Source organism: Saccharothrix carnea (assembly GCF_003014735.1).
Classification (GTDB): domain Bacteria; phylum Actinomycetota; class Actinomycetes; order Mycobacteriales; family Pseudonocardiaceae; genus Actinosynnema; species Actinosynnema carneum.
In genome coordinates, this window is the sequence record NZ_PYAX01000012.1 from 31,136 (window position 1) to 56,002 (window position 24,867).

Sequence of the window (24,867 nt, forward strand, 5' to 3'; positions counted from 1 at the left end):
ATCCCTTGTCTTCATTCTCCCAGAGGGGTACGACAATTCCGGGCGGTCGAGTCCGTTCCGGCGGCGAAGCGCGAGGTGGAGCGGCTCCACGTCGACCGAAGGCCCGTCAGTGCGTAACTTCGGTGGGGTGACCTCTGACCTTCCCACCACCGCAGGCGCCCTCCGCGCGGCCGGTTACCTGCCGCGCGGGGTCAAGGCCGAGATCCGGGAGAACCTCCTCTCCGCCCTCCGCGACGGCCGCGACCCGTGGCCCGGCATCGTCGGCTTCGACCGCACCGTCCTGCCCCAGCTGGAGCGCGCCCTCCTCGCGGGCCACGACGTGGTGCTCCTCGGCGAACGCGGCCAGGGCAAGACGCGGCTGCTGCGCACCATCGTCGGCCTGCTGGACGAGTGGACCCCGGTCATCGACGGCGCCGAGCTGAACGAGCACCCGCTCGACCCCATCACGCCCGAGTCGAAGCGCCGCGCGAAGGAGCTGGGTGACGACCTGCCGGTGACGTGGAAGCACCGCGACGAGCGGTTCGCCGAGAAGCTCGCCACGCCGGACACGAGCGTCGGCGACCTGGTCGGCGACGTCGACCCGGTCAAGGTCGCCCAGGGCCGCAGCCTCGGCGACCCGGAGACCATCCACTACGGCCTGCTGCCCCGCTCCCACCGCGGCGTCATCGCCGTCAACGAACTGCCCGACCTGGCCGAACGCATCCAGGTCGCCCTGCTGAACGTGATGGAGGAACGCGACATCCAGATCCGCGGCTACACGCTGCGGCTCCCGCTGGACGTCCTCCTCGTCGCCACCGCGAACCCCGAGGACTACACCAACCGCGGCCGGATCATCACGCCGCTCAAGGACCGCTTCGGCGCCGAGATCCGCACCCACTACCCGCTGGAGATCTCCGCCGAGGTCGACCTGGTCCGCCAGGAGGCCCACCTGGTCGCCGAGGTCGGCGACCACCTGCTGGAGATCATCGCCCGGTTCGTGCGGCACCTGCGCGAGTCGTCCTCGATCGACCAGCGCTCCGGCGTCTCGGCGCGGTTCGCGGTCGCGGCGGCGGAGACGGTGGCCGCGAGCGCCCTGCGCCGCAGCGCGCTGATCGGCGAGAACCCGCCCATCGCCCGCCCGGTCGACCTGGAGTCGGTGCCCGAGGTGCTGCGCGGCAAGCTGGAGTTCGAGGCCGGTGAGGAGGGCCGCGAGCAGGAGGTGCTGGTCCACCTGCTGCGCCGGGCCATCGCGGACACGGCGCGGTCCACGTTCGCGGGGGTCGACCTGCGCCCGTTGGCCGAGCTGGTGTCCGACGGCCACCCGGTCGCCACCGGTGAGCGCGTCCACCCCGGTGACCTGCTGGCCGCCCTGCCGGAGCTGCCCGTGCTGCACGACGTGGCGCAAAGGGTCGGCGCCGGCCCCAAGGACCCGGCGGGACGCATCGCGTCGGCCGTCGAGCTGGCGCTCGAATCGCTCTACCTCACCCGTCAGCTCTCCAAGAGCGGCGACGACGACCGAACGGTGTACGGATGAGCAGCTACCGCTACGGCCGGTACGTCGACGGGCCCGACCCGCTGGCCCCGCCGACCGACCTGCGCGCGGCCATGGACGAGCTCGGCCGTGAAGTCATGGAGGGCGCCTCACCCGCCTCGGCGCTGCGCGAGCTGCTGCGCCGCGGCCTGCCCGGCACCCGCGGCCTGGACGACCTGACCGCACGGCTGTGGCAGAAGCGCGCCGCCCTCACCCGGCGCCACCGGCTGGACGGCACGCTGCAGGAGATCCAGCGGCTGCTGGCGGAGGCCCTGGCCGCCGAACGGGCCGCGCTGTTCCCCGACCCGGACGACGAGGCCCGGTTCCGCGAGGCCCGGCTGGACGCGTTGCCGCAGTCGACCGCGGCGGCGGTGAGCGAGCTGGCCGAGTACGACTGGCGCTCGCCGCAGGCCCGCGAGTCCTACGAGCAGATCCGCAACCTGCTCGGCCGTGAGTTGATGGACCAGCGGTTCCAGGGCATGAAGCAGGCCATGGAGAACGTCCGGCCCGAGGACGTCCAGCGCATCCAGAACATGCTCGGCGACCTCAACGACCTGCTCGCCGCGCACGCCGCCGGCGAGGACACGGGCGAGCGGTTCGAGCGGTTCATGCGCGAGCACGGCGAGTTCTTCCCGGAGAACCCGAAGTCGGTGGACGAGCTGGTCGACGCGCTGGCCGCCCGGTCCGCCGCCGCCCAGCGCATGATGAACTCGATGTCCGACGAACAGCGCGAACAGCTGTCGGCGTTGTCGCAGCAGGCTTTCGGCAACTCGGGCGTCGGCGCGCAGCTCTCGCAGCTGGACGCCCTGCTGCAAGGGCTGCGGCCGGGTGAGGACTGGAACGGCTCGGCGCGGTTCCGCGGCAACAACCCGCTGGGGCTGGGCGAGGGCGCGCAGGCGATGGCGGACCTGGCCGAGATGGACGCGTTGGCCGAGCAGCTGTCGCAGGCCTACCCCGGCGCGCGGCTGGAGGACATCGACCTGGAAGCGCTGGTCCGGCAGCTCGGCCCGGAGGCGGGCTTGGACGCGCGGCGCCTGGCCGAGCTCGAGCGCGAGCTGCGGGCCCAGAACCTGCTGGAACGCGCGCCGGACGGCTCGCTGCGGCTGACGCCGAAGGCGTTGCGGCGGTTGGGCGAGGCGGCGTTGCGCGGTGTGCTCGACAGCGCGCGCGAGCAGGGCCAACGGGACAACTCGTCCGCCGGCGCGGCCGGTGAGCTGATCGGGTCCACGCGGCCGTGGCAGTTCGGCGACACCGAGCCGTGGCACGTGCCGCGCACGGTCACCAACGCGGTGCTGCGGTCGGCGGGTGGTCCCGTCCGGCTCGACGTGGTCGACGTCGAGGTCAGCGAGACCGAGCAGCGGTCACGGGCGGCGGTCGCGCTGTGCGTGGACACGTCCTGGTCGATGGTGCAGGACGGCCGCTGGGTGCCGATGAAGCGGACCGCGCTGGCGTTGCACCACCTGGTGCGCACCCGGTTCCGCACCGACGCGCTGGAGCTGATCACGTTCGGCCGGCACGCCGAGACCGTCGACATCGGTCAGCTCACCGCGCTGGAAGGGGTGTGGGAGCAGGGCACGAACCTGCACCACGCGCTGCTGCTGGCCGGTCGGCACGTGCGCAAGCACCCCGACGCGCAGCCGGTCGTGCTGGTGGTGACCGACGGTGAGCCGACCGCGCACCTGGAAGCGAGCGGCGACGCCGAGTTCCACTACCCGCCGTTGGAGCGGACCATCGGCAAGACCCTGGTCGAGGTCGACGCCCTGGCCAGACTCGGCGCGTCGATCACGGTGTTCCGGCTGGGCGACGACCCGAGGCTGGCCAGGTTCGTGGACGCGGTGGCCCGGCGGTCCGGCGGCCGGGTCGTCGCACCGGACGAGGACGGCCTGGGCGCGGCCGTGGTCAGCGACTACCTGAGGTCGCGCAAGCGCCGCTGAGCCGCACGGTGTGGTCCGGGGATGACCGGCCTCAGTCGCGCCGGTCGTCCTTGATCTCGTCCTTGGTCTCGCGTTCCCGTTCGGTCGAGGCCAGGGCCTTCTCCGTGAGCGTGTCCGGTTCGGCCCGGTGCTTGCCCGGCCTCAGGGAGAAGTGGGACTCGTCGCGCATCCGCTCCACCATGTGCGGGTAGTGCAGTTCGAACGCGGGCCGCTCGGACCGGATCCGGGGCAGTTCGGTGAAGTTGTGCCGCGGCGGCGGTGAGCTTGTCGCCCATTCGAGCGAGTTGCCGAAGCCCCACGGGTCGTCGCGCCCGGCCGGGTCGCCGAACCGGTAGCTGCGCAGCACGTTCCACACGAACGGCAGCACGGACGCGCCCAGCAGGAACGCCCCGATCGTGGAGATGGTGTTCATCAGGGTGAACCCGTCCGACTCCAGGTAGTCGGCGTACCGGCGCGGCATGCCGATGTTGCCCAGCCAGTGCTGGATCAGGAACGTCAGGTGGAACCCGAGGAACGTGGTCCAGAAGTGCAGCTTGCCCAGCGGCTCGTTGAGCATCCGCCCGGTCATCTTGGGGAACCAGAAGTACAGCCCCGCGTACGTGGCGAACACGATCGTGCCGAACAGCACGTAGTGGAAGTGCGCCACCACGAAGTACGTGTCGGTGACGTGGAAGTCCAGCGGCGGCGAGGCCAGGATGATGCCGGTCAGCCCGCCGAGCAGGAACGTGACGAGGAACCCGATGCTGAACAGCATCGGCGTCTCCACGGTGATCTGGCCCTTCCACATGGTGCCGATCCAGTTGAAGAACTTGATGCCGGTCGGCACCGCGATGAGGAACGTCATCAGCGAGAAGAACGGCAGCAGCACCGCGCCGGTGGCGAACATGTGGTGCGCCCACACCGCCACCGACAGCGCGGCGATGGCGAACGTGGCGAAGACCAGCCCCTTGTAGCCGAACAGCGGTTTGCGGCTGAACACCGGGAAGATCTCGCTCACGATGCCGAAGAACGGCAACGCCACGATGTAGACCTCCGGGTGGCCGAAGAACCAGAACAGGTGCTGCCACAGGATCACGCCGCCGTTGGCCGGGTCGAACACGTGCGCGCCGAGGTGCCGGTCGGCGGCCAGCCCCATCAGCGCGGCGGTGAGGATCGGGAACGCGATCAGGATCAGCAGGCTGGTGACGAAGATGTTCCAGGTGAAGATCGGCATCCGGAACATGGTCATGCCGGGCGCGCGCAGGCAGCACACCGTGGTCACCATGTTGACCCCGCCGAGGATCGTGCCCAGGCCGGACACCGCCAGGCCCATGATCCACAGGTCCGGGCCGACGCCCGGCGCGTGCACCGCGCTGCTCAACGGCGTGTACGCGGTCCAGCCGAAGTCCGCCGCGCCGCCCGGGGTGAGGAACCCGGCCATCACCGTGAGCCCGCCGAACAGGAACAACCAGTACGAGAGCGCGTTGAGCCGGGGGAACGCCACGTCCGGCGCCCCGATCTGCAGCGGCAGGATGTAGTTGGCGAACCCGAACAGGATCGGCGTCGCGTACAGCAGCAGCATGATCGTGCCGTGCATGGTGAACAGCTGGTTGTACTGCTCGTTGGACAGGAACTGCATCCCGGGCCGGGCCAGCTCGCCGCGGATGAGCAGCGCCATCACGCCGCCGACCATGAAGAACACGAACGACGTGCCGAGGTAGAGCAGCCCGATCTGCTTCGGGTCGGTCGTGCGGAGCAGCCCCAGCAGCACGGCGCCCTTGGCCCGTCGTCGGGCCGCACCCGGGTGGGTGATCACGGGTTCCGGCTTGAGCGCGGTCATGCCGCCTCCCTCGTCCCGACGACGTGAGCCAGACCACATCGTCCCCCCGTCCGGGGCACCCGGCAAACGCTCAGCCCTGCTCGGGGACGCTGACCTGCTGTTCCACCGAGCCGGTAGCCCGTTCGAGGAAGCGCAGCAGCTCGACCGGGAACGGCCTGCCGCGACTTGGACCGCTTCATGCTCTCCGGCAGCGCCACGTCCTCGATCTCGACCCGGTCGATCTCGACGGTCCGGGACACCGCCGGGTTGTCTCATCAGCTCCAAGCCCTGGTCGAGGCGTTCCCGCAGGGCGGACGTTTCGTCCCTGGTCCGGCACGCGAGTTAGGGTCGTTGACATGCAGACCTGGTCATCCACTCCTGTCCCGCGGGTAGCGGGGGAGCCGCGTCCGTTGCGGCTGTTCGACACCGCCGCCGGCGAGGTGCGCCCGACCGCTCCCGGCGCCACCGCCAGGCTGTACGTCTGCGGCATCACCCCCTACGACGCGACGCACCTGGGTCACGCGGCCACCTACCTGGCGTTCGACCTGGTCCACCGGGTGTGGCTGGACAACGGCCACGACGTGCACTACGTGCAGAACGTGACCGACATCGACGACCCGCTGCTGGAGCGGGCCGAGCGCGACCAGGACGACTGGGTGGTCCTCGGCATGCGGGAGACCGCACTGTTCCGCGAGGACATGGTGGCGCTGCGCGTGCTGCCGCCGCGCGACTACGTGGGCGCGGTCGACGCGATCCCCGAGGTGGTCGAGGTCATCGCGAAGCTGCTGTCCGGTGGCTACGCGTACCGGGTCGACGACCCGGAGTACCCGGACGTGTACTTCGACCACACGGCGACCGGGCGGTTCGGCTACGAGTCGAACTACGACCTGGAGACGATGGGCAGGTACTTCGCCGAACGGGGCGGCGACCCGGACCGGCCGGGCAAGCGCCACCCGCTGGACGCGCTGCTGTGGCGTGCCGCCCGACCGGGTGAGCCGTCGTGGCCCTCGGAGCTGGGTGACGGCAGGCCCGGCTGGCACATCGAGTGCAGCGCCATCGCGCTGAACCGGCTCGGCACGTCGTTCGACGTGCAGGGCGGCGGCTCGGACCTGATCTTCCCGCACCACGAGTTCTCCGCCGCGCACGCCGAGGCGGTGACCGGCGAGCACCCGTTCGCCCGGCACTACGTGCACGCGGGCATGATCGGGCTGGACGGCGAGAAGATGTCCAAGTCGCGCGGCAACCTGGTGTTCGTGTCCAAGCTGCGGGCGGAGAAGGTCGACCCGAACGCGGTGCGGCTGGCGTTGTTCGCGGGCCACTACCGCACCGACCGGCCGTGGAGCGCGCAGCTGCTGGCCGAGGCCGAGGCCAGGCTGGCGAAGTGGCGGCTGGCGGCGGCCCTGCCGACCGGGCCGAGCGCGGTCGCCACCGTGGCCCGGTTGCGCGACCACCTCAGCGACGACCTCGACACGCCCCGCGCGCTGGCCGCGCTGGACGCGTGGGCGGCCGAGGCCCTGTCGACCGGCGGCTCGGACCAGACCGGCCCGACCCTGTTCCGGGCGGCTGTCGACTCGCTGCTGGGCGTGGACGTCTGACCTGAGGAGCGGGGCCGCCCCCCGATCGGGAGGCGGCCCCACCGCTGGTCAGGCTCAGACGTCGAGCGTCCAGCTGTTGAGGTACCCGGTGTCGAAGGTCGCCACGTCGCGGACGCGCAGCTTCCAGGTGCCCGCGGCGGCCTCGGAGGAGGCGTTCACGGTGTACGAGCGGTTGATGTTGTCGGCGCTGCCGCCGCTGCGGTTGTGCAGGTTGTAGACCGAGCCGTCCGGCGCGACCAGGTCCACGATCAGGTCACCGATGTAGGTGTGCACGATGGTGACCTGCACGGTGGTGGTGGCCGAGGCGTTGGCGGCGCAGGTCAGCGCGATCGTGCTGGAGACGTCGGAGTTGTCGCCGATCGTCACGTCGGTGCCGTTGGTGACCGGGTCGCAGCCGCCGCCGGTGGACGTGATCGCCCACGAGAACGTGGTGCTGCCGGTGCGCGACGCCGAGTCGGTCGCGGTCGCCGTCACCGAGTACGTGCCCACGGTCGTCGGCGTGCCGCTGATCAGGCCCGAGGAGCTGATCGACAGGCCGGCCGGGAGACCGGTGGCCGAGAACGTGTACGGCGCGGTGCCGCCGGTGGCGGACAGCTGCAGGCTGACCGCGGTGCCGACGACGGTCGACCGGTTGCCCGGGTTGGTCACGGTCGGGCCGCCGGGGGTCGCCGTGCCGGTGAACAGCAGCTTGTTCGGCGAGCCGGTGCCCGGGCTGGTGACCTTGTCGGCGGTGGCGGCGGCGACGATCGCCGCGTTCACCGTCGGCGGGGTCGCGGTCGGGTTGTCCGCCAGGTAGAGCGCGGCGGCGCCCGCGACGTGCGGCGACGCCATCGACGTGCCGCTGATCGTGTTGGTGGAGGTGTCGTTGGTCATCCACGCCGAGGTGATGTTCTGGCCGGGCGCGAACAGGTCGGTGCAGGTGCCCCAGTTGGAGAACGAGGCGCGCGCGTCGGTGTTCGCGGACGCGTTCACGCTCAGCGCCTCGGCGACCCGGGCCGGGGAGTAGTTGCACGCGTTGGCGTTGGAGTTGCCCGACGCCACCGCGTAGGTGATGCCCGCGGCGATGGAGTTGCGCACCGCGGTGTCCAGGGCGGTGTCGACGCCGCCACCCAGCGACATGTTCGCGACCGCGGGCTTGACGGCGTTCTGGGTGACCCAGTTGACGCCGTTCACCACGCCCGCCGTGGTGCCGGAACCGGCGCAGTTGAGCACCTTGACCGCGATCAGCTGCACGCCCTTGGCCACGCCGTGGGCCGTGCCGCCGACCGTGCCGGCGACGTGCGTGCCGTGGCCGTTGCAGTCGGTGTTGTTGGTGTCGACGGTGTTGGTGCCCCAGGTGGCCCGGCCGCCGAAGTCCGAGTGCGAGGTCCGGATGCCGGTGTCGATGATGTACGCCCGCACGTTGCCCGCGGTCGTCGAGTAGTTGTAGGCGCTGTCCAGCGGCAGGTCGCGCTGGTCGATGCGGTCCAGGCCCCACGACGGCGGGTTGGGCTGCACGGCGTTGATCGAGATCGGCAGGTCGGCCTGCACGAACGCGACCCGCGGGTCGGCGGCCAGGCGCCTCGCCTGCGCCGCGGACATGGTGGCGTGGAAGCCGTTGAGCGCGTGCTGCCAGGCCACGCGGACCTGGCCGCCGTACTTGTCGACCAGCGAGGACGCGGTCGACGCGGACGCGGACCTCGCCGACATCGCGTCGTTGAGTGCCACGACGTAGGAGCCGGGGACGGCGTCGGCGCGCTCCGCGCCGAGCACGTCGCCCTCGGCGGCCGCCACTCCGGCGTTCGAGAAGGCCAGCGCGGCGGCCGACACGGCGGCCAGGCCGAGCACGGCCAGTCTTCTGGTGGTTCGGGCGTCTCCCATGGCAGGGTTCTCCCTTTTCGGGCAGGGCTGCGCGGCCGTGCCGGGCGGGTGCGCCGGTCGGCCGTGCGATGCAGGGGATGGGACGTCCGCGCGAACGGGTGGAGCGACCTGGTCACTTGCATGGTCGGGAGAAAACCGGCCGCCCGTTAGCGCCGATAGTCGTAACTACGTCGAATCGAGAGCTGTCGGTACGGCCCGTCAGGACCGGTCGGCCGAGTCCCGTGCGCCCAGTCGCTCATCCCGGTACGCCCGCCAGTGCTTGAGCAGGTTCGGCAGCTCGGCGTGGACGAACTCGAAGAACATGAGCGTCTCCGCGATCCGCTTGCCCGCGGGCGTGTCCGGGCCGAGCACGCCGATGCCCTCGTTGAGCGGACCGGACCACCGGCGGAGCATCTCGTCGCGGCGGAACAGCGCCTCGTACCAGACGTCGTCGAACACCCGGTAGAGGTCGCGGCGGGAGCCGGTCTCGCGCTCCCGGCTGACCAGGTTCATCTGGGCCAGGTAGCGGACCGCACCGGAGATCGCGGCGGGCGACACGCGCAGCAGGTCGGCCAGCTCGGCGGCGGTCAGCTCGCCGGAGTCGGTGGCCAGCAGGGCGACGAACACGCGCGCCGGCATCCTCGGCATGCCGGACTCCGCGAACACCGCGCCGAAGCGCTCGATGAAGCGCAGCACCGCCTGATCGTCCCGCTCGCCCACCTGAGTCACCGCCGGATCATCCCCTCGTGGTACCTGGAACCGGAGGCAGTTTATACGCTTCCTTAACTTCACGACTTTGTGAAATGACTGTAGCTTACCTGCCATGACTGCTGCGATATCCGTGTCGGGCCTGGTCAAGACCTTCGGCCCGACGCGTGCCCTGGACGGTCTGGACCTGACCGTCCAGGAGGGTGAGGTGCACGGCTTCCTGGGCCCCAACGGGTCGGGCAAGTCGACCACCATCCGGGTCCTGTTGGGCCTGCTGCGCGCCGACTCCGGTGCCGCGTCGCTGCTGGGCGGCGACCCGTGGCGCGACACCGCCGAGCTGCACCGCAGGCTCGCCTACGTGCCCGGCGACGTGAGCCTGTGGCCGAACCTGACCGGCGGCGAGGTGATCGACCTGCTGGGCAGGCTGCGCGGCGGGCTGAACGAGAAGCGCCGCGCCGAGCTGCTGGAGCGCTTCGAGCTGGACCCGCGCAAGAAGGGCCGCACCTACTCCAAGGGCAACCGGCAGAAGGTGGCCCTGGTCGCGGCGCTGGCCTCGGACGTGGAGCTGCTGATCCTGGACGAGCCGACCTCCGGGCTGGACCCGCTGATGGAGGCCGTGTTCCAGGAGTGCGTCAACGAGCTGCGCGGCGAGCGGACCGTGCTGCTGTCCAGCCACATCCTGGCCGAGGTCGAGGCGCTGTGCGACCGGGTCAGCATCATCCGCAACGGCCGCACGGTGGAGACCGGCACGCTGGCCGACCTGCGCCACCTCACCCGCACCAGCGTCTCGGCCGAGCTGGTCGGCGCGCCGGACGGGCTGGCCGGCCTGCCCGGCGTGCACGACCTGGCGGTCGACGGCACGCGGGTGCGGTTCGAGGTCGACACCGACCACCTGGACACGGCGCTGCGCGCGTTGGTCGGCAGCGGCGTCCGTGCGCTGACCAGCCAGCCGCCGACGCTGGAGGAGCTGTTCCTGCGCCACTACGAGGACGAGCTGCCGTCCGGTGGCACGGTCGAAGGGGTGATGTCGTCGTGACCGGCCTCGGCTCGCTGGTGCGCCTGGCGCTGCGCCGCGACCGGCTGCTGCTGGCCGTCTGGGTCATCGGCCTGGTCGGCATCACGCTGGCCACCGCGTCGACGGTCGGCGAGCTGTACGGCTCGCCCGAGTCCCGGCAGCAGCTGGGCGGGACGGCGGGCAGCAACCCGGCGTTCCTGGCCATGCTCGGCCCGCTCTACGACGCGTCCACGACCGGTGGCGTGCTGGCCTGGCGGTGGGGCGTGTTCGGCGCGCTGCTGGTCGGCCTGATGGCCATGTTCCTGGTCACCCGGCACACCAGGGCGGAGGAGGAGTCGGGTCGGCTGGAGCTGATCGGCTCGGCCGTCGTCGCCCGGCACGCGCCGCTGGCCGCCGCCGTGGTGGTGGCGCTGGCGGCGAGCACGGTGATCGGCCTGCTCGTGGCGCTCGGCCTGACCGGTCTCGGCGAGTCGGCGTCGGGTTCGTTCGCGCTCGGCCTCGCGTTCGCGTCAGTCGGCTGGGTGTTCACCGGTGTCGGCGCGGTCAGCGCGCAGCTGTCGGAGAGCGCGCGTACGGCCAACTCGATCGCCGGCGCCGTGCTCGGCGTCGCCTACCTGCTGCGCGCGGTCGGCGACGCGGCGGGCGACGAGGGGCCGACGTGGCTGACCTGGCTGTCGCCGCTGGGGTGGCTGGAGCAGACCAGGGCGTTCGCGGGCGACCGGTTCTGGGTGCTGCTGCTGCCGCTGGCGTTGTCCGCGGTGCTGGTCGTGGCGGCGTCGGTCCTGGTGACCGAGCGGGACCTCGGCGGCGGCCTGGTGCCGACCCGGCTCGGCCCGGCCCGCGCGCCCCGTTCGCTGGGCAGCGCGTTCGGCCTGGCCTGGCGGTTGCAGCGGGGCATGCTGATCGGCTGGACGCTGAGCCTGTTCGTGCTCGGCGCCGTCTACGGGTCGGTCGCGCGCGGTGTCGAGCAGATGCTGGAAGCCAACCCGGCGTTGCAGAAGATCATCGCGCAGATGGGCGGCGCGGGCGCGATCGTGGACGTCTACCTGGCCTCGATCCTCGGCATCATCGCCCTGTTCAGCGCGATCTACGTGGTGCAGTCGACGTTGCGGCTGCGCACCGAGGAGACGGAGTTCCGTGCGGAGCCGGTGCTGGCCACGCCGGTCAGCCGGTTCGCGTGGGTGGGCAGCCACGTGCTGTTCGCCACGGTCGGCACGGCCGTCGTGCTGGCCGCCGCGGGTCTGGGCGCCGGTCTGGTGCACGGCGTGCGGGTCGGTGACGTCGGCGGGCAGGTCGCGCGGCTGGTCGGCGCCGCGGTGACGCACGTCCCGGCGGTGTGGGTGGTCGCGGGCCTCGCGCTGGCGCTGTTCGCGCTGGTGCCGAAGCTGGCGTCGGCGGGCTGGGCGGTGATCGTGGTGTTCCTGGTGCTCGGCCAGCTCGGTCCGCTGCTCCAGCTCGACCAGTGGGCGATGGACCTCTCGCCGTTCACGCACATCCCGAAGGTGCCCGGCGCCGACGTGTCCGCGACCCCGTTGGTGTGGCTGACGTTGGTCGCGGCGGCTCTGATGGCGCTCGGGTTCGCCGCGTTCCGCCGGAGGGATGTCGGTTGAACATCTGAAAGGCTATTTTCGAAAGTTCTCTTTCAGGTCTACTGTCGGGGCCATGGATCTCCCACGGCCCCGACGGGTCACCGATGTCGACGCGCTGAAGGCGCTGGCGCACCCGTTGCGCGTGTCGTTGCTGAACCACCTGCTGGCGGTCGGTCCCCGCACGGCGAGCGAGTGCGCCGAGGCGGTCGGCTCGACGGCCTCCAACTGCAGCTGGCACCTGCGGCAGCTGGCGAAGTCCGGGTTCGTGGAGCGGGTCGAGGCCGGTGACGGTCGGGAACGGCCGTGGCGGGCCACCTCGGTCGGCTACGACGTCGGCGCGTTCGACGACGACCCGGAGGTCCGCAGCCGGCAGGACGCGGTGCTCGCGCTGGCGCTCAACGAGTACAACCGGCTGGTCCAGCGGTTCCTGGACCGGCAGCACGAGCTGCCGCGCGAGTGGCTCGAAGCCTCCGCGATGCACGGCTACACGGTCAACGTGACCGCCGAGGAGCTGGTCGGCCTGCTCGGCATGATCGACGACATCCTGCGCCCGTACCTGGTGCCGGTGCGCCAGGACGTGCCGGAGGGCGCGCTGCCCGCCCACGTCGGCGTCCGGGCGTTCCCGCGATGACCGGCCCGCTGGGAGTGCCCGCGTTCCGCCGGTTGTGGATCGCCGGGTTCGTGTCCGAGATCGGCGACTGGGTGCTGCTGGTCGCGCTGCCGGTGTACGTGTACCAGCGCACCGGCTCCGCGGCGGCGACTGCGACGACGTTCGTGGTGGCGCTGCTGCCGAGCCTGGCGCTGTCGCCGCTGGCCGGGGTGCTGGCCGACCGGTTCGACCGGCGCAAGCTGATGCTGCTGGTCAGCCTCGCGCAGGCGGTCACCCTGCTGCCGCTGCTGACCGGCGACCTGGTGCTGGTGAACGTGGTGACGGCGGTGCAGGCCGGGTTGGCGGCGCTGTTCGAACCGGCCAAGAACGCGTTGCTGCCGACGCTGGTGCCGCGGGAGCAGGTGCCGGCGGCCAACGGGCTGGTCGGGGTGAACTCCAACCTGGCGCGGCTGGTGGGTGCGTCGCTGGGCGGTCTGCTGCTCGGCTACACCGGGTTGCCGGGCGTGGTGCTGGCGGACGTGGCGTCGTTCCTGCTCGCGGCGGCGCTGTTGGCGGCGCTGCGGACCGCGGATCCGGTGCGTGAGGCGGGGAAACCCGCGTGGCGGGCCTGGCTGGACGGCCTGCGCGAGATCCGAGGCCCGCTGCGACCGATGGTGGCCGTGGTCGGGTTGATGGCCACCGGCCAAGGCCTGTTCGTGGTGCTGTTCGTGGTGTTCGTGACCGAACGGCTCGGCGGGGGAGCGGCTGAGGTGGGGCTGCTGCGCGGTGTCCAGGCGATCGGTGGGCTGCTCGGTGGCCTGCTGGTGGGGGTGCTGGCGCGTCGGCTCGCACCCGGCAGGCTGCTGGGCGTGTCGCTGGTCGGCTTCGCCGTGGTCGCCGCGCTGGGCTGGAACGGGCCGCACGTGACCACGGCGCTGGTGTTCTACCTGGCCGCGTTCGTGGTGGTGGGCGTGCCGGGCGTGATCGCGGGCGCCGGGATGATGTCGGTGCTGCAGCTGCACGCGTCCGACGAGGTGCGCGGCCGGGTGATGGCGACGTTCGTCAGCCTCTACGACGGCGGCCAGGCGCTCGGCATGGTGCTGGCGGGCGCCCTCACGCCCGTGCTCGGCCTGTCCGTGCTGCTCAACGCCCAGGCCGCGCTCTACCTGGCGGCCGGCGTGCTGGCGCTGGCGACGCTGGATCCCGCAACCGGTCGTGGTGCGGCAGCACGGGCGGAACCGCCGGCACCAGCCCGGCGGGCACGAGGAACGCGCTGACCGGGTCCGCACCCCACCGCCACCACTGACGGCAGCACCCCGACCCCGACCAGCAGGACACCGCCGAAGCGGCGCCGACGTCCGCCCGGCGGCCTGCACGGAGCCGGTGGCCCGGCCGACCGGGGCTCACATGCCAGTCGGACCCCGGCCCGGACCCCGGCCGCGCCGGCGCAGGTAGCGCTCGAACTCGGCGGCGATCGCGTCACCGCTGGCCTCGGTGATCTGGATCTCCGCGTCGCCGCGCTCCTCCAGCGCCCGCACGTAATTGCGCACGTCCTCGTCCTCGTCGGCCATCTCGCTGACCGTGCGCTCCCACTCCTCGGCCTGCTCCGGCAGGGCACCGAGCGGCACCTCGACGTCCAGCACCTCCTCCACCCGGTGCAGCAGGGCGAGCGTCGCCTTCGGCGAGGGCGGCTGGGAGACGTAGTGCGGCACGGCCGCCCAGAACGAGATCGCGGGCACGCCCGCCTGCACGCACAGGTCCTGGAACACGCCGACGATCCCGGTCGGCCCCTCGTACCGCGACCGCTCCAGCCCGTACTTCGCCGCCGCCGCCTCGTCGTACGCCGTCCCCGTCACGGGCACCGGCCGGGTGTGCGGCGTGTCCATCAGCAGCGCACCCAGCGTGACCACCGTCGTCACGCCCAGGTCCTCGATGTGCCCCAGCAGCTCGGAGGCGAACTTCCGCCACCGCATGTTCGGCTCGATCCCGTGCACGAGCACCACGTCGGTGGACGACCCGGGCGGGCGGCACACCGACAAGCGGGTCGTCGGGAATTCAACCCGTCGGGTGACGCCGTCCACCAGTCGGACTGTGGGCCGAGTCACCTGGAAGTCGTAGTAGTCGTCCGGATCGATCTCCGCCAACGGCGTCGCGTCCCACGTGAGTTGCAGGTGTTCGATCGCCGTGCTGGCGGCGTCGCCAGCATCGTTCCACCCCTCGAACGCCGCCACCATGATCGGGTTGGTGAGCGGTTTGCTGGGGTCGAAGGGGGTCTGGGCGGCCTGGTCCGGATCGGTCACGCGGCCAGACTACGACCACTGCCGCACACCCGACGCCGTAGGCTTGGCGCATGTCGGATCGTGTCACGCCGCCTCTCCCCGGCGCGCCCGCCGACCGCGTCCTCGTCGCGGACGGTGCGATGGGCACCACGCTCCGGCCCGCCGACCTGACCCTGGACGATTTCGCAGGTCACGACGGTCGCCCCGAGATTCCGAACGTGACCAGGCCGGACGTCGTGCACCAGGTGCGCCGAGGTTCCCTCGAAGCCGGCGCGGACGCCGTGGAGACCGACACCTTCGGGGCCGACCTGGCGAACCCGGCCGGCACGGAATCCCCGAGAAGATCGTCGAGTTGTCACGTCGGGGTGCCGAACTCGCACGTGATAGAGGCCGACGAGGACGCCGGCTGCCGCGGCGCGACCGCCGAGCACGTCGGACCAAGGTCGTGGAGATGCTCGAACCAACCCCGAGCAGTGGCGAAGTACTCCAACTCATGATCAACGAGGGATGTCGTAGATGACGGTCGAGGCTGTGCTGTGGGACATGGACGGCACGCTGCTGGACTCCGAGAAGCTGTGGGACATCCCGCTCAACGAGTTCGTGGAGAAACTGGGCGGCACGCTGTCGCTCGCGACGAGGCAGGCGCTGGTGGGCTCCAGCACGGCCCGGACCATGGGGCTGCTGTTCGCCGAAGCGGGGGTCGAGCCGACCGACGCCGACCTCGCCGACGGCGCGGCGTGGATCACCCGGCGCACCGAGGAGCTGTTCCGGGCCGGCCTGCCGTGGCGGCCGGGCGCGGCCGAGGCGCTGCGCGCGGTGCGGGACTCCGGTGTGCCGATGGCGCTGGTCACCTCGACCGAACGGCGGCTGACCGAGGTCGCGCTGGACACCATCGGCCGGGACCTGTTCGACGTCACGGTGTGCGGTGACGAGGTCGACCGCCGCAACAAGCCGCTGCCCGACCCGTACCTGAAGGCCGCCCGGCTGCTCGGCGTCGACCCGACCCGGTGCGTCGCGGTCGAGGACTCGCCGACCGGCGTGGCCTCCGCCGTGGCCGCCGGCTGCACGGTGCTGGTCGTGCCGTGCGACGTGCCGGTGGAGCAGGGCGAGCGCCGCGTGTTCCGCGACTCCCTGGTCGGGGTGGGACTCGGGACGCTCACCCTGCTGCTGGACCGCTGACTAGACCGCGGACACCCGCTTCGCGCGACGTGTCGCCGGGTCGACCAGCAGGCCGAACACGACGCCGAGACCGAGCCACAGCGTGGCCGTCTCGGCGAGCGAGGCCAGCCGGAACTCCCACAGCACGCCACCCGGCACGTCGGACGGCACGACGTCCGGCGTCTCCGGGAACGCGACGAGCAGCACGACCACCGCCGCCAGCACGGCCGCAGCCACGGCGGTGGCGCGGACCGGCGGCGTCAGCCCGCCCAACCGGGAAGCCAGGTGGCTCGCGCCGACCGCGACCAGCAACCCGGCCGCGATCAGCCCCAGGTAGAGCACCGTGCGGTACTCCACCGTGTCCGCGGCACCCACCCCGGGCGGGTTGGCCGGGTACTTCACCGCGGGCAGCAACGCCGCCGCGCTGAACGCCGCCGCCGACAGCGACACCGCCCGCACGAACGGCGCCTTGGACACGAACCAGCGCCGCGACCCCGCGTACGCGGTGGCGAACAACGCGCCGACGGCCACACCCACCACCACCGCGGCGAGCACACCGCCGACCACCTGCGTGCCGCGGCTGAACAGCTCGCCGTGCCCGTGACCCGCGCCGGGCTCCGCGGGCCGTGCCTGTTCGACGGCCAGCGCCGCCCGGATCGGCGCCTCGACGACCAGCACGCCGACCAGGCCCGCGAGCAGCCCGGACACCGCGCCGGCGCCGACACCGCGCGCCAGCAGACCCTTGTACGTCGGCATGTCGGCCCGGCCTAGTGGCACGGGACGCCGAGCGCGTGGCGCCCGTCGTGGAAGAACTCGTGCACGGTCTCGGCGGCGTGGCCGAGCGCGATGCCGTTCTCCTGCAGGACCAGCCAGGTCACGCTCAACGCGACCAGTGCGACGGCGTAGGCCCACTTGGGGATGGGGACGGAAAGGTGGTGCGCGGGGCTCGTCATGACGCCTCCTCCATACCTCGTGGAAGGTCAACAACAACACGTGCCGCAGCCGGTCTCCTGACTCCCGGATCGACGCCGTCCCCGCGTCTTCCCAGCCGCTCCACGCGACCAGTGACGTTCTCGGCGGGTTGGCTCCCCGGTCACAGTGGCGAGGACCGCGCCGGATTCACACCGGCTTCCCGTCCACTGCGGCGTTGCGAACCGTAGAGTCGATCGTGGTCGGGGCACAACCGACCAGACGAGTTGTCGTGCACCTCACGCCGGAGGGGCTCAGCGGGGCGTCAACGGGCAGTCGCCGCACGTGCCGCCGCCGTCGAGCCGGTAGTACAGGCAGCAGCTGCGCCGCCGGAACACCACCTCGCCGGGGAACGGGATGAACTCGCCCGTGCCCTTCAGCGGCGGGTCGGCGAACAGTTCGTCGGCCAACGCCCCGCAGTCGACGCCGCTGCGGCTGATCGTGCGCAGCGCGCCCGCGACGGACGATCCCGCGTTGCCCCACAGCAGGCCGCGTGCCACCGGCGTGACCGCGTGCACCGCCTCCACCACCGGCTCCAGCGACTCGGCGATGCCGACGCCCGCCAGCGGATCCTTCAGGCGGACCTGGAGGCCTTCCGGGCTGTACCGCCACCACACGTTGGCCGGGCGGACATCCGGCGCGACCCCGCCGACCGCGCGTGCGGCGACCACCGGGCTCAGCAGCCGAGCCGTGTAGCCGAGGAAGAACAGCGACGCGGCGACCCGCCGTTCGGCGGTGCGGTAGCGGGCGCCGATCCGGTCGAGGGCGTCGGGCAGGGCGGGGCCGTGCGACAGGGCCTCACCGTCGTGCCAGTCGTCGTCGGGCCGGCCGACGTCGAGGGCGAAGAACGGGCTGAGGCCGCGGATCTGCCGCAGGGTGGCCAGGACTCGGGCGAACTCGGACACGTGACCTAGTCTGCCGCCGTGGACGCACTGGGGTTGGGCCTGGCCCTCGGCCTGGCCGCGAGCATCAGCCCCGGCCCGCTGTTGGTGCTGGTGGTGACGTCGGCGCTGCGCTCGGGCTGGAAGTCCGGCGCGCTGACCGCCTGCGCACCGCTGCTGTCGGACGCCGCGGTGGTCGCGGTGACCCTGCTCCTGCTCGACCGCCTGCCCGCGCGGGCGCTGGGCGTGCTCGGCGTCGTGGGCGCGGTGTTCGTGGTGTGGAGCGGCGTGCAGACCGTCCGGGAGGCCCGGTCGGCATCCCTGACCGACCACTCCTCAACACCCGACCCACCCTCGCCCAAGCCCACCGCCTCGCCCGAACCCACCTCGCCCGAACCCGCCAGTGCGCCGGAATCCGCCTCGCCCAAACTCGCCGCCTCGCCGGAATCCGACCCCTCACCCGAGCCCGCCGCCTCACCCGACACCGACGCTGCGCCTGGCGCCGGCACTCAGCCCAGCGCCGCCGCTTTGCCTGGTACCGACACCCGACCCAGCGCCGACGCTCGGGCTGGCGCCGGCAGTCCGCCCGGCGCCGACACCCGACCTCGCACTGACACGCCGCCTGGCGCCGACCCACGACCTCGCACCGACACCCGGCCCGGAGCCGACGCCTCACCGGGGCCGGACCCGTTGCCCGCGATCCATGCTTCGCAGGGGTCGCCGCCCAGGGGAACCCTGAACTCGATTCTACCGGCGGGGTACGACAATTCCGGCTCCTCGAAGGCCGCCGGAGCGCTCGCCCTGCGTCGAGCGGTGCTGGTGAACCTGCTCAGCCCGCACCCGTGGATCGCGTGGGCGACCGCGCTCGGACCCCTCACCATCACCACGTGGCGCGCGTCGGCGGGCGCGGGCGCGGCGTTGCTGATCGGCTTCTACCTGACCCTGGTCGGCGGCAAGGTCGTGATCGCCGTGCTCGTCGCCCGCGGACGCCGGCATCTCGGCGACACCGGCTACCGCCGCGCACTCACCGTTGCCGGAGCGCTGCTGGTGCTCGCCGGCGTGGCGATGGGCGTCGAGTTCGCGGGTTACCCGCACGGCGGCTAGCCCCGGTCCCAGAACTGCGTCAGGCCAGGTAGAACGTCATCATGTCGCTGCGCACCGGCGGGAACAGCGCGTACATCAAGTCGGCGTTGGGCCCCGGGTACACGTCCGGGAACCGCGCGGTCAGGCCCTTGATCCCGTGCGGGCCGAACAGCAGCGACGCCAGCACGTCCGGCGCCACGCCGGCACCGCCCGCCGCGCCCGGCGCCTGCATCGTCCCGCCGACCACGACCGGCCCGACCTCGCCCGCCTTGAACGGCAGCCGCACGTGCGACCGGTAGAACGACACGACCGCCTCGCCCTCCCGGTCGCCGAAACCGCCGTCCACCAACCGCCGGCCGAACACCGGCCGCAGGTGCTCCAGCAACGCCACCGGGTCGCCGATCCGCACGTAGTGCGAGTTCGCCTCCTCCGGCGCGGGCCCGAGGAACGGCTCCAACGCCCCACCCGCCACCGACCCCGGCCGCTCAGTCACCTCGGTGGCCCCGGTCAACGCGAGCAGCGCGTGCGCCGCCGCCTCGTCCACGGCCGCCGCCTCCGCCAGCCGCACGCCCTCCTCCGGCGGCGTGGTGCGACCCGTGGCGACCGGCACGCCGTCCCGCTCCACCAGCCACTCCGTGCTGCCGTCCCGCGCCACGAGCCACCGCCACAGGCCGGGGGAGTGCGGCATCCGCAGGTCGGCCCGCGCCTGCTCGGCGTCCTGGAGCCGGGCCATCACCGGGATGTCCTCGACGCCCGCCTCGCGCACCGCGTGCCCGGCGCCCTCGGGACGGCCCGTGACCGGTCGGGTGGCCGAGATCGGGATCGCGTACGTGTAGCCGAACTGGCGGTAGAAGTACGGGATGCCGAGCATCACGTTCACCAGGTGGCCGCGTGCGGCGGACCGTTCGTGCGCCCACCCCATCAGCGCCCGCACCAGCCCGCGACCCTCGTAGGCGCGGTCGGTGGCGACCAGTTCCACCTGGCCCGCCGGGATCTCCACCCCGTCGAGCACCAGCGTCTCGTCCAGCAGGGTCGCGGTGGACACGACCTTGTCGCCGTCCACGACGACCGCGCACGACTCCCAGCCCGCGTCCGGGTCCTCGACCACCAGGCGGTGGTCGACGGCGTCGGCCGGCTCACCCCGCTCGACCAGCAGCGCCCCGATCTGGTCGAGGTCGTCCGGGCGCGCGGTCCGCAGCACCAGCCCATCGGTCATCGGTGCAGTGTCACGGTGTGGCCGAAGTCGCGCCATCGGTTTTTCGCTGGCGGTCGGGGTACCGCCCGCGCAGAATCCGCGCATGCCCTGGCTGCCCGCTGACTACGCCCACCCGACCCGCGTCGCGCTCGACGCCGAACACCACCTGCGGCCCATCCGCGAGTCCGATGTGGACATCGACTACCCCGCCGTGATGGGTTCACAGGAGCGGCTGTGGTCGCTGTACGGCGAGAAGTGGGGCTGGCCGCCCGCCGACATGACCCACGAGCACGACCGCGTCGACCTGGCCCGGCACGAACGCGAGCAGGACGCGCACGAGTCGTTCAACTACGCCCTGTTCAACGCCGACGAGACCGAGCTGCTCGGCTGCGTCTACATCGACCCGGTCGAGGACCCCGAGCGCACCGACGACGCGCAGATCTCGTGGTGGGTCGTGGACGCGCACGTGGGCACCGACCTGGAGCGCGCGCTGGACGCGTTCGTGCCGAGGTGGATCGGCGAGGCGTGGCCCTTCACCAGCCCGCACTACGGGATCTGATCCCCGCGGGGCCTGGGTGCCTGCGGCCGTTCGGGGGATGGGAGGATCAGAACCCGTGAAGACCTTCGACGAGCTGTTCGCCGAGCTGAGCGAACGCGCACGCACCCGCCCTGAGGGCTCCGCCACCGCCGCGGCTCTGGAGGCCGGGGTGCACGCGCAGGGCAAGAAGGTGCTGGAGGAGGCGGGCGAGGTCTGGATCGCCGCGGAGCACGAGTCCGACGAGCGCCTGGCCGAAGAGGTCTCCCAGCTGCTGTACCGGGTGCAGGTGCTGATGCTCGGCCGCGGCCTCACCCTCGAAGACGTCTACAAGCACCTGTGATCCTGGAAGTCGCCGCGCTCGACGTCCGCCCCGGCCTGGAAGCGGACTTCGAGCGGGCGTTCGAGCAGGCCCGGGAGGTCATCGCCGGGTCGCCCGGGTTCGTCTCGCTCGACCTGCGGCGGTCGGTCGAGCACCCGTCCCGCTACCTGCTGCTGGTGGAGTGGGAACGGCTGGAGGACCACACGGTCGGCTTCCGGCAGGGGCCGCTGTACCCGCGGTGGAAGGCGCTGCTGCACCACTTCTACGACCCGTTCCCGACCGTCGAGCACTACCGCGCGGTCTGACCGCGCAGCAGTTCGACCACCTGGTCGTCGGTCGTCTGGTCGAAGTGCCCGTAGAACCGGCCGACCGCCCGGAAGTCCGTCCGCGGGTGGGGGCACACGACCAGGTCGGCGTCCGCTCGGAGGGCGCGCACGGAGTCCGCCGCGCCCACCGGCACCGCGAGCACCAGCCGCCGGGGGTGCTGCGCCCGGGCTTCCCGCAGCGCGGCGCGGGCCGTGACGCCGGTGGCCAGGCCGTCGTCCACGACCAGCACGTCACGGCCGTCGAGCCGCACCGGGCCGTCCCGGTACAGCTCCAGCCGCCGCCGAGCCTCCCGCCGTTCGGCCTCGCACGCCTCGGCCAGGTCCTCGCGGGTCAGGCCGAGCACGCGCAGGGCGTCGTCGTCGAAGATCGGCTCGCCCTCCGCGGTGACCGCGCCGATGCCGTACTCGGGGTGACCGGGCGCGCCGATCTTCCGCGAGACCGCCACCGCCAGCTCACCGCCGAGCGCCGAGGCGACCTCGAACGCCACCGGCACGCCGCCGCGCGCCAGGCCGAGCACCAGGGGATCGGTCCACGACTCGTCGGCCAGCGCCCGGGCGAGCACCCGGCCGGCGTCGAAGCGGTCCGCGAACCTCACCCCTCCATGGTGCGCGCCTCCCGCGCCGGCTGCGACCGTCAGCGTTCCCGCACGTACAACGACTGTGCGCTGCGCCCCACGGGCCCCTGCTCGTCGTGCAGCACGCTGCTCGCCACGCCGACGCCGGACGGCCCGATCACCGTCCGCGCGTCCAGGGCGAACCACTCGCCGACCGGCTCCCGGTGCAGGTGCACGGTCAGGTCGGTGTTGATCGCGTACCACGTGCGGATGTCCAGCCGGCTGGACACGCCGCTCGCCGAGTCCGCCACGGTGAACAGGCGCTGCGCCGCGCTCGGCTCCTCACCGGCCACCACGCGCACCTGCGCCCGTGCCCACACCACCGCGTCACCGGGCGCGAAGATGCCGCCGGCCACCGAACGCCACTCCATGGCGGCCAGGTAGCCGCCTTGCCAGTGCTCGGGGACCGCCATCGGCTCGCACTCCGACGGCGGGACGAGCCCTTCGCCCTCGCCCGACGCCACCGCGGCCGTGTCGCCCGCCACGATCCGCCACGCGTTCGCCCGCAGCACCGGACGGCCCTCGTGCGCCAGCTCGGCCGTCAGCAGCTCCACCGAGCGCCCCGGCCGGAGCACCGACGCGGTCACGGTCAGCTCCGCCACCGGCACCGGGCCCAGCACCTCGAACACCACCCGGGACAGCACTGCCTCGGGCCGCGGCGCGCAGCGCTCCAACGCCCGCACCAGCAGCGCGGACGGCGGGCCCAGGTGCTGGCTGCCGTTGCCCCACGGCCCGGTGGTGTGCCCGGTGGCGACGACCCTGTCTTCGTCCAGCAACTCGTAGAACGCGTCCATGAACCCTCGTCAGTCCGCCCGGTCCAGCACGGTCTCCACCCCGGCGTCCGGCTCCGGCCAGCCCGGGTACGGCGGCGGCGTGCCGTCGAACGCCGGGCACAACGCCTTGTGGTCGCAGTAGTCGCACAGCCTGCTCGGGTTCGGCCGGAAGTCACCCGACTTCGCCGCGCGCAGGATCGCGTCCCAGATCGCCTCCAGCGTGCGCTCGAACCGGGCCAGCTCCGCCTCGTCCGGCTGGTAGGCCAACGCCTGCCGGTCGGCCAGGTACATCAGCCGCAGCTGGCGCGGCACCACACCGCGCAGCCGCCACAGCACCAGCGCGTAGAACTTCATCTGGAACAACGCCTTGGCCTCGCCGACCTCGCGGGGCGCGGCGCCGGTCTTGTAGTCGACCACCCGGATCTCGCCGGTCGGCGCCACGTCCACGCGGTCGATGTACCCGCGCAGCAGCACCCCGGAGGGCAGCTCCCACTCCACCAGCAGCTCACGGGCGTCGGCGTCGAACCGGCGCGGGTCCTCCAGCCCGAAGTAGCCGTCCAGCAGCTCCTCCGCCGACGCCAGCCACTGCTCCTGCTCGGGATCGCCCTCGGCGAACAGCTCGGCGAACTCCGGCCGCTCGGCCCGCACCCGTTCCCACGCCGGGCCGACCAGCGCCCGCGCCGCCTCCGGCAGCCGTTCGGCGGCGGGCAGCCCGAACAGGTCCTCCAGCACCGCGTGCACCACCGTGCCGCGCACCTGCGCCCTGGTCGGCTTCTCGGGCAGCCGGTCGACGGCGCGGAAGCGGTAGAGCAGCGGGCACTGCTTGAAGTCGCCCGCGCGCGAGGGCGACAGCGCTGGCCTGCGAACAGGGCGCTCGGTGATCGTCGGCACTGCCATGGGACGACACCCTAGGCCAACCCCCCGACAAGATCGGGTTCGAACCGCGGGGTCTCAGGCGGCGGCGCGCGCGTAGTCCGGCAGGTCGATCTTGTTCGTGATGTCCTTGCCCGCCTTGAGCATCATGGCGAGCAGGAACCGGTTGCCCAGCAGGCCGTTGCGCGCACGCAGACCGAGCGCGCTCGCGGGGGCCAGGAACCTGCCCGTGCGGTCGCCGCCCTTCTGGCACCGCCGCGCGTAGTCGCGCATCCGGTCCTCGTAACGCCGGAACGCCGCCTCGTGGTCGCCGTCCGCGGCCAGTTCGCCCGCCAGCACGTACGCGCCGACGACGGCGGTGCCCGTGCCCATCCCGCCGATGGTCGCTCCGCAGGCCGCGTCCCCGACCAGCGCGACGCGACCCCGTGACCAGGGCCGGACGTCCACCCGGCTGATCGAGTCGAAGTACAGCTCGGACGTGTGCGCCAAGGTCGCCAGCAGCCGGGGCGTCTCCCACCCCATCCCGTCGAACGCCTCGACCAGCAGCCGCCGCTGCGCGGCCACATCACGCCGGTCGTAGTCCAGGATGGGCGACTTGAAGACCACGAACGCGCCCCGGTCGCCGAAGGACACGAGCTTCCCCGGCGCGTTGTGGCTCACCGGCGCGCCGTCGAACTCCGCGGGCAGCTCCCAGCTCGCGACGTAGTACCCGAGGTGGCTGACGAACCGCTCCTCCGGCCCGAAGACCAGGGCGCGCACCTTCGAGTGGATGCCGTCCGCGCCGATGACCAGGTCGAACGTCCGCCGCGCCCCCGAGGAGAACGTGATGTCGACGCAGTCGGGCGTCTCGGTCAGCCCGGCGACGGAGTCACCGAAGACGTACTCCACATCGTCTCCGCCGTGCTCGTAGAGCACTCGTGCGAGGTCTCCGCGCAGCACTTCGACGTCACCGCCCGCGAAGTCCGCCGGCAGGTGCAGCAGGGTCCGGCCGCGTTCGTCGACGAACGTCATCGGGCTGCCACCGGTCTGGAGCTCGCGCAGCCGGTCCAGCACGCCCATCCGCTCCAGCACGGTCAGGTGGGTCTCGCCGCGGAAGTCCACCGCCGCGCCGCCACCGCGCAGCGCCGGCGCGATCTCGACCACGGTCGGCTCGAAGCCGTGGCGCGCCAGCCAGTAGGCCAGCGCGGGGCCCGCCACGCTCGCGCCGGAGATCAGTACCCGCTTGCCCGCCATGTCCGCTCCAAACTGTGTCCATTGGAAGCAGTTCTATTTGTGTATGGTA

The 24,867-nt window shown here is 72.4% G+C and carries 25 protein-coding genes, 1 pseudogene and 1 riboswitch; of the genes and pseudogenes, 13 read left to right on the top strand and 13 right to left on the bottom strand.

Features of this window, described 5'->3' with window-relative positions; translation table 11 throughout:
* The first annotated feature begins 127 nt into the window (after window positions 1-127).
* Both B0I31_RS29905 and B0I31_RS29910 read left to right on the top strand, forming a co-directional pair.
* Window positions 128-1,513: a sigma 54-interacting transcriptional regulator gene (locus tag B0I31_RS29905; RefSeq protein ID WP_106618741.1), complete on the top strand. Its 1,386-nt coding sequence runs from the start codon at window positions 128-130 to the stop codon at window positions 1,511-1,513.
* A complete protein-coding gene (locus B0I31_RS29910) occupies window positions 1,510-3,444 on the top strand; it encodes a vWA domain-containing protein (RefSeq protein WP_106618742.1) in 1,935 nt (644 codons plus the stop codon). The genes B0I31_RS29905 and B0I31_RS29910 overlap by 4 nt, the downstream gene beginning before the upstream one ends.
* A 31-nt stretch (window positions 3,445-3,475) precedes the next feature.
* Here the strand turns inward: B0I31_RS29910 and ctaD are convergent, their stop codons facing one another.
* Both ctaD and B0I31_RS42095 read right to left on the bottom strand, forming a co-directional pair.
* A complete protein-coding gene (gene ctaD, locus B0I31_RS29915) occupies window positions 3,476-5,263 on the bottom strand; it encodes an aa3-type cytochrome oxidase subunit I (RefSeq protein ID WP_106618743.1) in 1,788 nt (595 codons plus the stop codon).
* Between the two features lie 152 nt (window positions 5,264-5,415).
* Window positions 5,416-5,551, bottom strand: a pseudogene (locus B0I31_RS42095) (slipin family protein); the annotation flags it as partial.
* A gap of 47 nt (window positions 5,552-5,598) precedes the next feature.
* Here B0I31_RS42095 and mshC point away from each other — a divergent pair.
* The gene (mshC, locus tag B0I31_RS29925; protein ID WP_106618744.1) at window positions 5,599-6,837 is read left to right on the top strand and encodes a cysteine--1-D-myo-inosityl 2-amino-2-deoxy-alpha-D-glucopyranoside ligase; all 1,239 of its coding nucleotides are present in this window, start codon (window positions 5,599-5,601) and stop codon (window positions 6,835-6,837) included.
* Window positions 6,838-6,891: 54 nt separating this feature from the next.
* Here the strand turns inward: mshC and B0I31_RS29930 are convergent, their stop codons facing one another.
* Together B0I31_RS29930 and B0I31_RS29935 are read right to left on the bottom strand one after the other, a co-directional pair.
* Complete coding sequence (locus B0I31_RS29930; RefSeq protein ID WP_106618745.1) at window positions 6,892-8,697, bottom strand: S8 family peptidase; 1,806 nt, start codon at window positions 8,695-8,697, stop codon at window positions 6,892-6,894.
* Window positions 8,698-8,895: 198 nt separating this feature from the next.
* Window positions 8,896-9,405, bottom strand: a complete 510-nt coding sequence (locus B0I31_RS29935) for a GbsR/MarR family transcriptional regulator (protein ID WP_245950551.1) — start codon at window positions 9,403-9,405, stop codon at window positions 8,896-8,898.
* 94 nt (window positions 9,406-9,499) lie between these two features.
* Between B0I31_RS29935 and B0I31_RS29940 the strand changes: the two genes are divergently transcribed.
* The 4 genes from B0I31_RS29940 to B0I31_RS29955 are packed head-to-tail and all read left to right on the top strand — an operon-like array spanning window position 9,500 to window position 13,854.
* Window positions 9,500-10,420, top strand: a complete 921-nt coding sequence (locus tag B0I31_RS29940; protein ID WP_106618747.1) for an ABC transporter ATP-binding protein — start codon at window positions 9,500-9,502, stop codon at window positions 10,418-10,420.
* Window positions 10,417-12,009: an ABC transporter permease gene (locus B0I31_RS29945; RefSeq protein WP_106618748.1), complete on the top strand. Its 1,593-nt coding sequence runs from the start codon at window positions 10,417-10,419 to the stop codon at window positions 12,007-12,009. Before B0I31_RS29940 ends, B0I31_RS29945 begins: the two co-directional genes overlap by 4 nt.
* A 52-nt stretch (window positions 12,010-12,061) precedes the next feature.
* Window positions 12,062-12,619, top strand: coding sequence for an ArsR/SmtB family transcription factor (locus B0I31_RS29950; RefSeq protein ID WP_106618749.1), 558 nt, complete (start codon window positions 12,062-12,064; stop codon window positions 12,617-12,619).
* A complete protein-coding gene (locus tag B0I31_RS29955; RefSeq protein ID WP_106618750.1) occupies window positions 12,616-13,854 on the top strand; it encodes an MFS transporter in 1,239 nt (412 codons plus the stop codon). Before B0I31_RS29950 ends, B0I31_RS29955 begins: the two co-directional genes overlap by 4 nt.
* 126 nt (window positions 13,855-13,980) lie before the next feature.
* Here B0I31_RS29955 and B0I31_RS29960 read toward each other — a convergent pair whose 3' ends face one another.
* On the bottom strand, window positions 13,981-14,877 hold the full coding sequence (locus B0I31_RS29960; protein WP_073896843.1) for a PAC2 family protein: 897 nt from the start codon (window positions 14,875-14,877) through the stop codon (window positions 13,981-13,983).
* Between the two features lie 50 nt (window positions 14,878-14,927).
* On the opposite strand from B0I31_RS29960, the gene B0I31_RS29965 reads away from it, so the two are divergent.
* The gene (locus tag B0I31_RS29965) at window positions 14,928-15,353 is read left to right on the top strand and encodes a homocysteine S-methyltransferase family protein (protein WP_342751514.1); all 426 of its coding nucleotides are present in this window, start codon (window positions 14,928-14,930) and stop codon (window positions 15,351-15,353) included.
* Between the two features lie 19 nt (window positions 15,354-15,372).
* Entirely contained in the window at window positions 15,373-16,035 is a 663-nt protein-coding gene (locus B0I31_RS29970) for an HAD family hydrolase (RefSeq protein ID WP_106618751.1), read from the top strand.
* Here B0I31_RS29970 and B0I31_RS29975 read toward each other — a convergent pair whose 3' ends face one another.
* The 3 genes from B0I31_RS29975 to B0I31_RS29985 form a co-directional block, all read right to left on the bottom strand.
* Complete coding sequence (locus B0I31_RS29975) at window positions 16,036-16,770, bottom strand: CbtA family protein (RefSeq protein ID WP_106618752.1); 735 nt, start codon at window positions 16,768-16,770, stop codon at window positions 16,036-16,038.
* An 11-nt stretch (window positions 16,771-16,781) separates the two neighbouring features.
* The gene (locus B0I31_RS29980; protein WP_106618753.1) at window positions 16,782-16,967 is read right to left on the bottom strand and encodes a CbtB-domain containing protein; all 186 of its coding nucleotides are present in this window, start codon (window positions 16,965-16,967) and stop codon (window positions 16,782-16,784) included.
* A 30-nt stretch (window positions 16,968-16,997) separates the two neighbouring features.
* Window positions 16,998-17,173: riboswitch (cobalamin riboswitch) on the bottom strand.
* A 64-nt stretch (window positions 17,174-17,237) separates the two neighbouring features.
* Complete coding sequence (locus tag B0I31_RS29985) at window positions 17,238-17,888, bottom strand: (2Fe-2S)-binding protein (RefSeq protein WP_106618754.1); 651 nt, start codon at window positions 17,886-17,888, stop codon at window positions 17,238-17,240.
* Window positions 17,889-17,906: 18 nt separating this feature from the next.
* Between B0I31_RS29985 and B0I31_RS29990 the strand changes: the two genes are divergently transcribed.
* Window positions 17,907-18,968: a LysE family translocator gene (locus tag B0I31_RS29990; protein ID WP_106618755.1), complete on the top strand. Its 1,062-nt coding sequence runs from the start codon at window positions 17,907-17,909 to the stop codon at window positions 18,966-18,968.
* Window positions 18,969-18,987: 19 nt separating this feature from the next.
* Here B0I31_RS29990 and B0I31_RS29995 read toward each other — a convergent pair whose 3' ends face one another.
* On the bottom strand, window positions 18,988-20,163 hold the full coding sequence (locus tag B0I31_RS29995) for a GNAT family N-acetyltransferase (RefSeq protein ID WP_106618756.1): 1,176 nt from the start codon (window positions 20,161-20,163) through the stop codon (window positions 18,988-18,990).
* 82 nt (window positions 20,164-20,245) lie between these two features.
* Here B0I31_RS29995 and B0I31_RS30000 point away from each other — a divergent pair, with 82 nt between their 5' ends.
* Genes B0I31_RS30000 through B0I31_RS30010 form a run of 3 tightly spaced genes read left to right on the top strand, consistent with a single transcriptional unit; the run spans window position 20,246 to window position 21,304 of the window.
* Window positions 20,246-20,701: a GNAT family N-acetyltransferase gene (locus B0I31_RS30000; RefSeq protein WP_106618757.1), complete on the top strand. Its 456-nt coding sequence runs from the start codon at window positions 20,246-20,248 to the stop codon at window positions 20,699-20,701.
* A 55-nt stretch (window positions 20,702-20,756) separates the two neighbouring features.
* Window positions 20,757-21,020 carry a phosphoribosyl-ATP diphosphatase gene (locus B0I31_RS30005; RefSeq protein WP_033434999.1) on the top strand — a complete coding sequence of 88 codons (264 nt, stop codon included), beginning with the start codon at window positions 20,757-20,759 and terminating at the stop codon, window positions 21,018-21,020.
* Window positions 21,017-21,304, top strand: a complete 288-nt coding sequence (locus B0I31_RS30010; protein ID WP_106618758.1) for an antibiotic biosynthesis monooxygenase family protein — start codon at window positions 21,017-21,019, stop codon at window positions 21,302-21,304. The genes B0I31_RS30005 and B0I31_RS30010 overlap by 4 nt, the downstream gene beginning before the upstream one ends.
* Here the strand turns inward: B0I31_RS30010 and B0I31_RS30015 are convergent.
* The 4 genes from B0I31_RS30015 to B0I31_RS30030 are packed head-to-tail and all read right to left on the bottom strand — an operon-like array spanning window position 21,289 to window position 24,818.
* On the bottom strand, window positions 21,289-21,921 hold the full coding sequence (locus tag B0I31_RS30015; RefSeq protein ID WP_245950552.1) for a phosphoribosyltransferase: 633 nt from the start codon (window positions 21,919-21,921) through the stop codon (window positions 21,289-21,291). The two genes, B0I31_RS30010 and B0I31_RS30015, sit on opposite strands and share 16 nt — an antisense overlap.
* Before the next feature lie 38 nt (window positions 21,922-21,959).
* Entirely contained in the window at window positions 21,960-22,733 is a 774-nt protein-coding gene (locus tag B0I31_RS30020; RefSeq protein ID WP_106618759.1) for a thioesterase family protein, read from the bottom strand.
* Between the two features lie 9 nt (window positions 22,734-22,742).
* Entirely contained in the window at window positions 22,743-23,609 is an 867-nt protein-coding gene (locus B0I31_RS30025; RefSeq protein ID WP_106618760.1) for a RecB family exonuclease, read from the bottom strand.
* Between the two features lie 54 nt (window positions 23,610-23,663).
* Window positions 23,664-24,818, bottom strand: a complete 1,155-nt coding sequence (locus B0I31_RS30030) for an FAD-dependent monooxygenase (RefSeq protein WP_106618761.1) — start codon at window positions 24,816-24,818, stop codon at window positions 23,664-23,666.
* Between the last annotated feature and the right edge of the window lie 49 nt (window positions 24,819-24,867).

Bases quoted from the DNA above. Each gene is read 5' to 3' on its own strand.
- B0I31_RS29910 (WP_106618742.1), top strand. From the start codon at position 1,510: ATGAGCAGCTACCGCTACGGCCGGTACGTCGACGGGCCCGACCCGCTG.
- B0I31_RS30030 (WP_106618761.1), bottom strand. From the start codon at position 24,818: ATGGCGGGCAAGCGGGTACTGATCTCCGGCGCGAGCGTGGCGGGCCCC.
- B0I31_RS29970 (WP_106618751.1), top strand. From the start codon at position 15,373: ATGACGGTCGAGGCTGTGCTGTGGGACATGGACGGCACGCTGCTGGAC.
- B0I31_RS30020 (WP_106618759.1), bottom strand. From the start codon at position 22,733: ATGGACGCGTTCTACGAGTTGCTGGACGAAGACAGGGTCGTCGCCACC.
- B0I31_RS30025 (WP_106618760.1), bottom strand. From the start codon at position 23,609: ATGGCAGTGCCGACGATCACCGAGCGCCCTGTTCGCAGGCCAGCGCTG.
- B0I31_RS29940 (WP_106618747.1), top strand. From the start codon at position 9,500: ATGACTGCTGCGATATCCGTGTCGGGCCTGGTCAAGACCTTCGGCCCG.
- B0I31_RS29930 (WP_106618745.1), bottom strand. From the start codon at position 8,697: ATGGGAGACGCCCGAACCACCAGAAGACTGGCCGTGCTCGGCCTGGCC.
- B0I31_RS29955 (WP_106618750.1), top strand. From the start codon at position 12,616: ATGACCGGCCCGCTGGGAGTGCCCGCGTTCCGCCGGTTGTGGATCGCC.
- B0I31_RS29975 (WP_106618752.1), bottom strand. From the start codon at position 16,770: ATGCCGACGTACAAGGGTCTGCTGGCGCGCGGTGTCGGCGCCGGCGCG.
- mshC (WP_106618744.1), top strand. From the start codon at position 5,599: ATGCAGACCTGGTCATCCACTCCTGTCCCGCGGGTAGCGGGGGAGCCG.
- B0I31_RS29980 (WP_106618753.1), bottom strand. From the start codon at position 16,967: ATGACGAGCCCCGCGCACCACCTTTCCGTCCCCATCCCCAAGTGGGCC.
- B0I31_RS29995 (WP_106618756.1), bottom strand. From the start codon at position 20,163: ATGACCGATGGGCTGGTGCTGCGGACCGCGCGCCCGGACGACCTCGAC.
- B0I31_RS30000 (WP_106618757.1), top strand. From the start codon at position 20,246: ATGCCCTGGCTGCCCGCTGACTACGCCCACCCGACCCGCGTCGCGCTC.
- B0I31_RS29965 (WP_342751514.1), top strand. From the start codon at position 14,928: ATGTCGGATCGTGTCACGCCGCCTCTCCCCGGCGCGCCCGCCGACCGC.
- ctaD (WP_106618743.1), bottom strand. From the start codon at position 5,263: ATGACCGCGCTCAAGCCGGAACCCGTGATCACCCACCCGGGTGCGGCC.
- B0I31_RS29950 (WP_106618749.1), top strand. From the start codon at position 12,062: ATGGATCTCCCACGGCCCCGACGGGTCACCGATGTCGACGCGCTGAAG.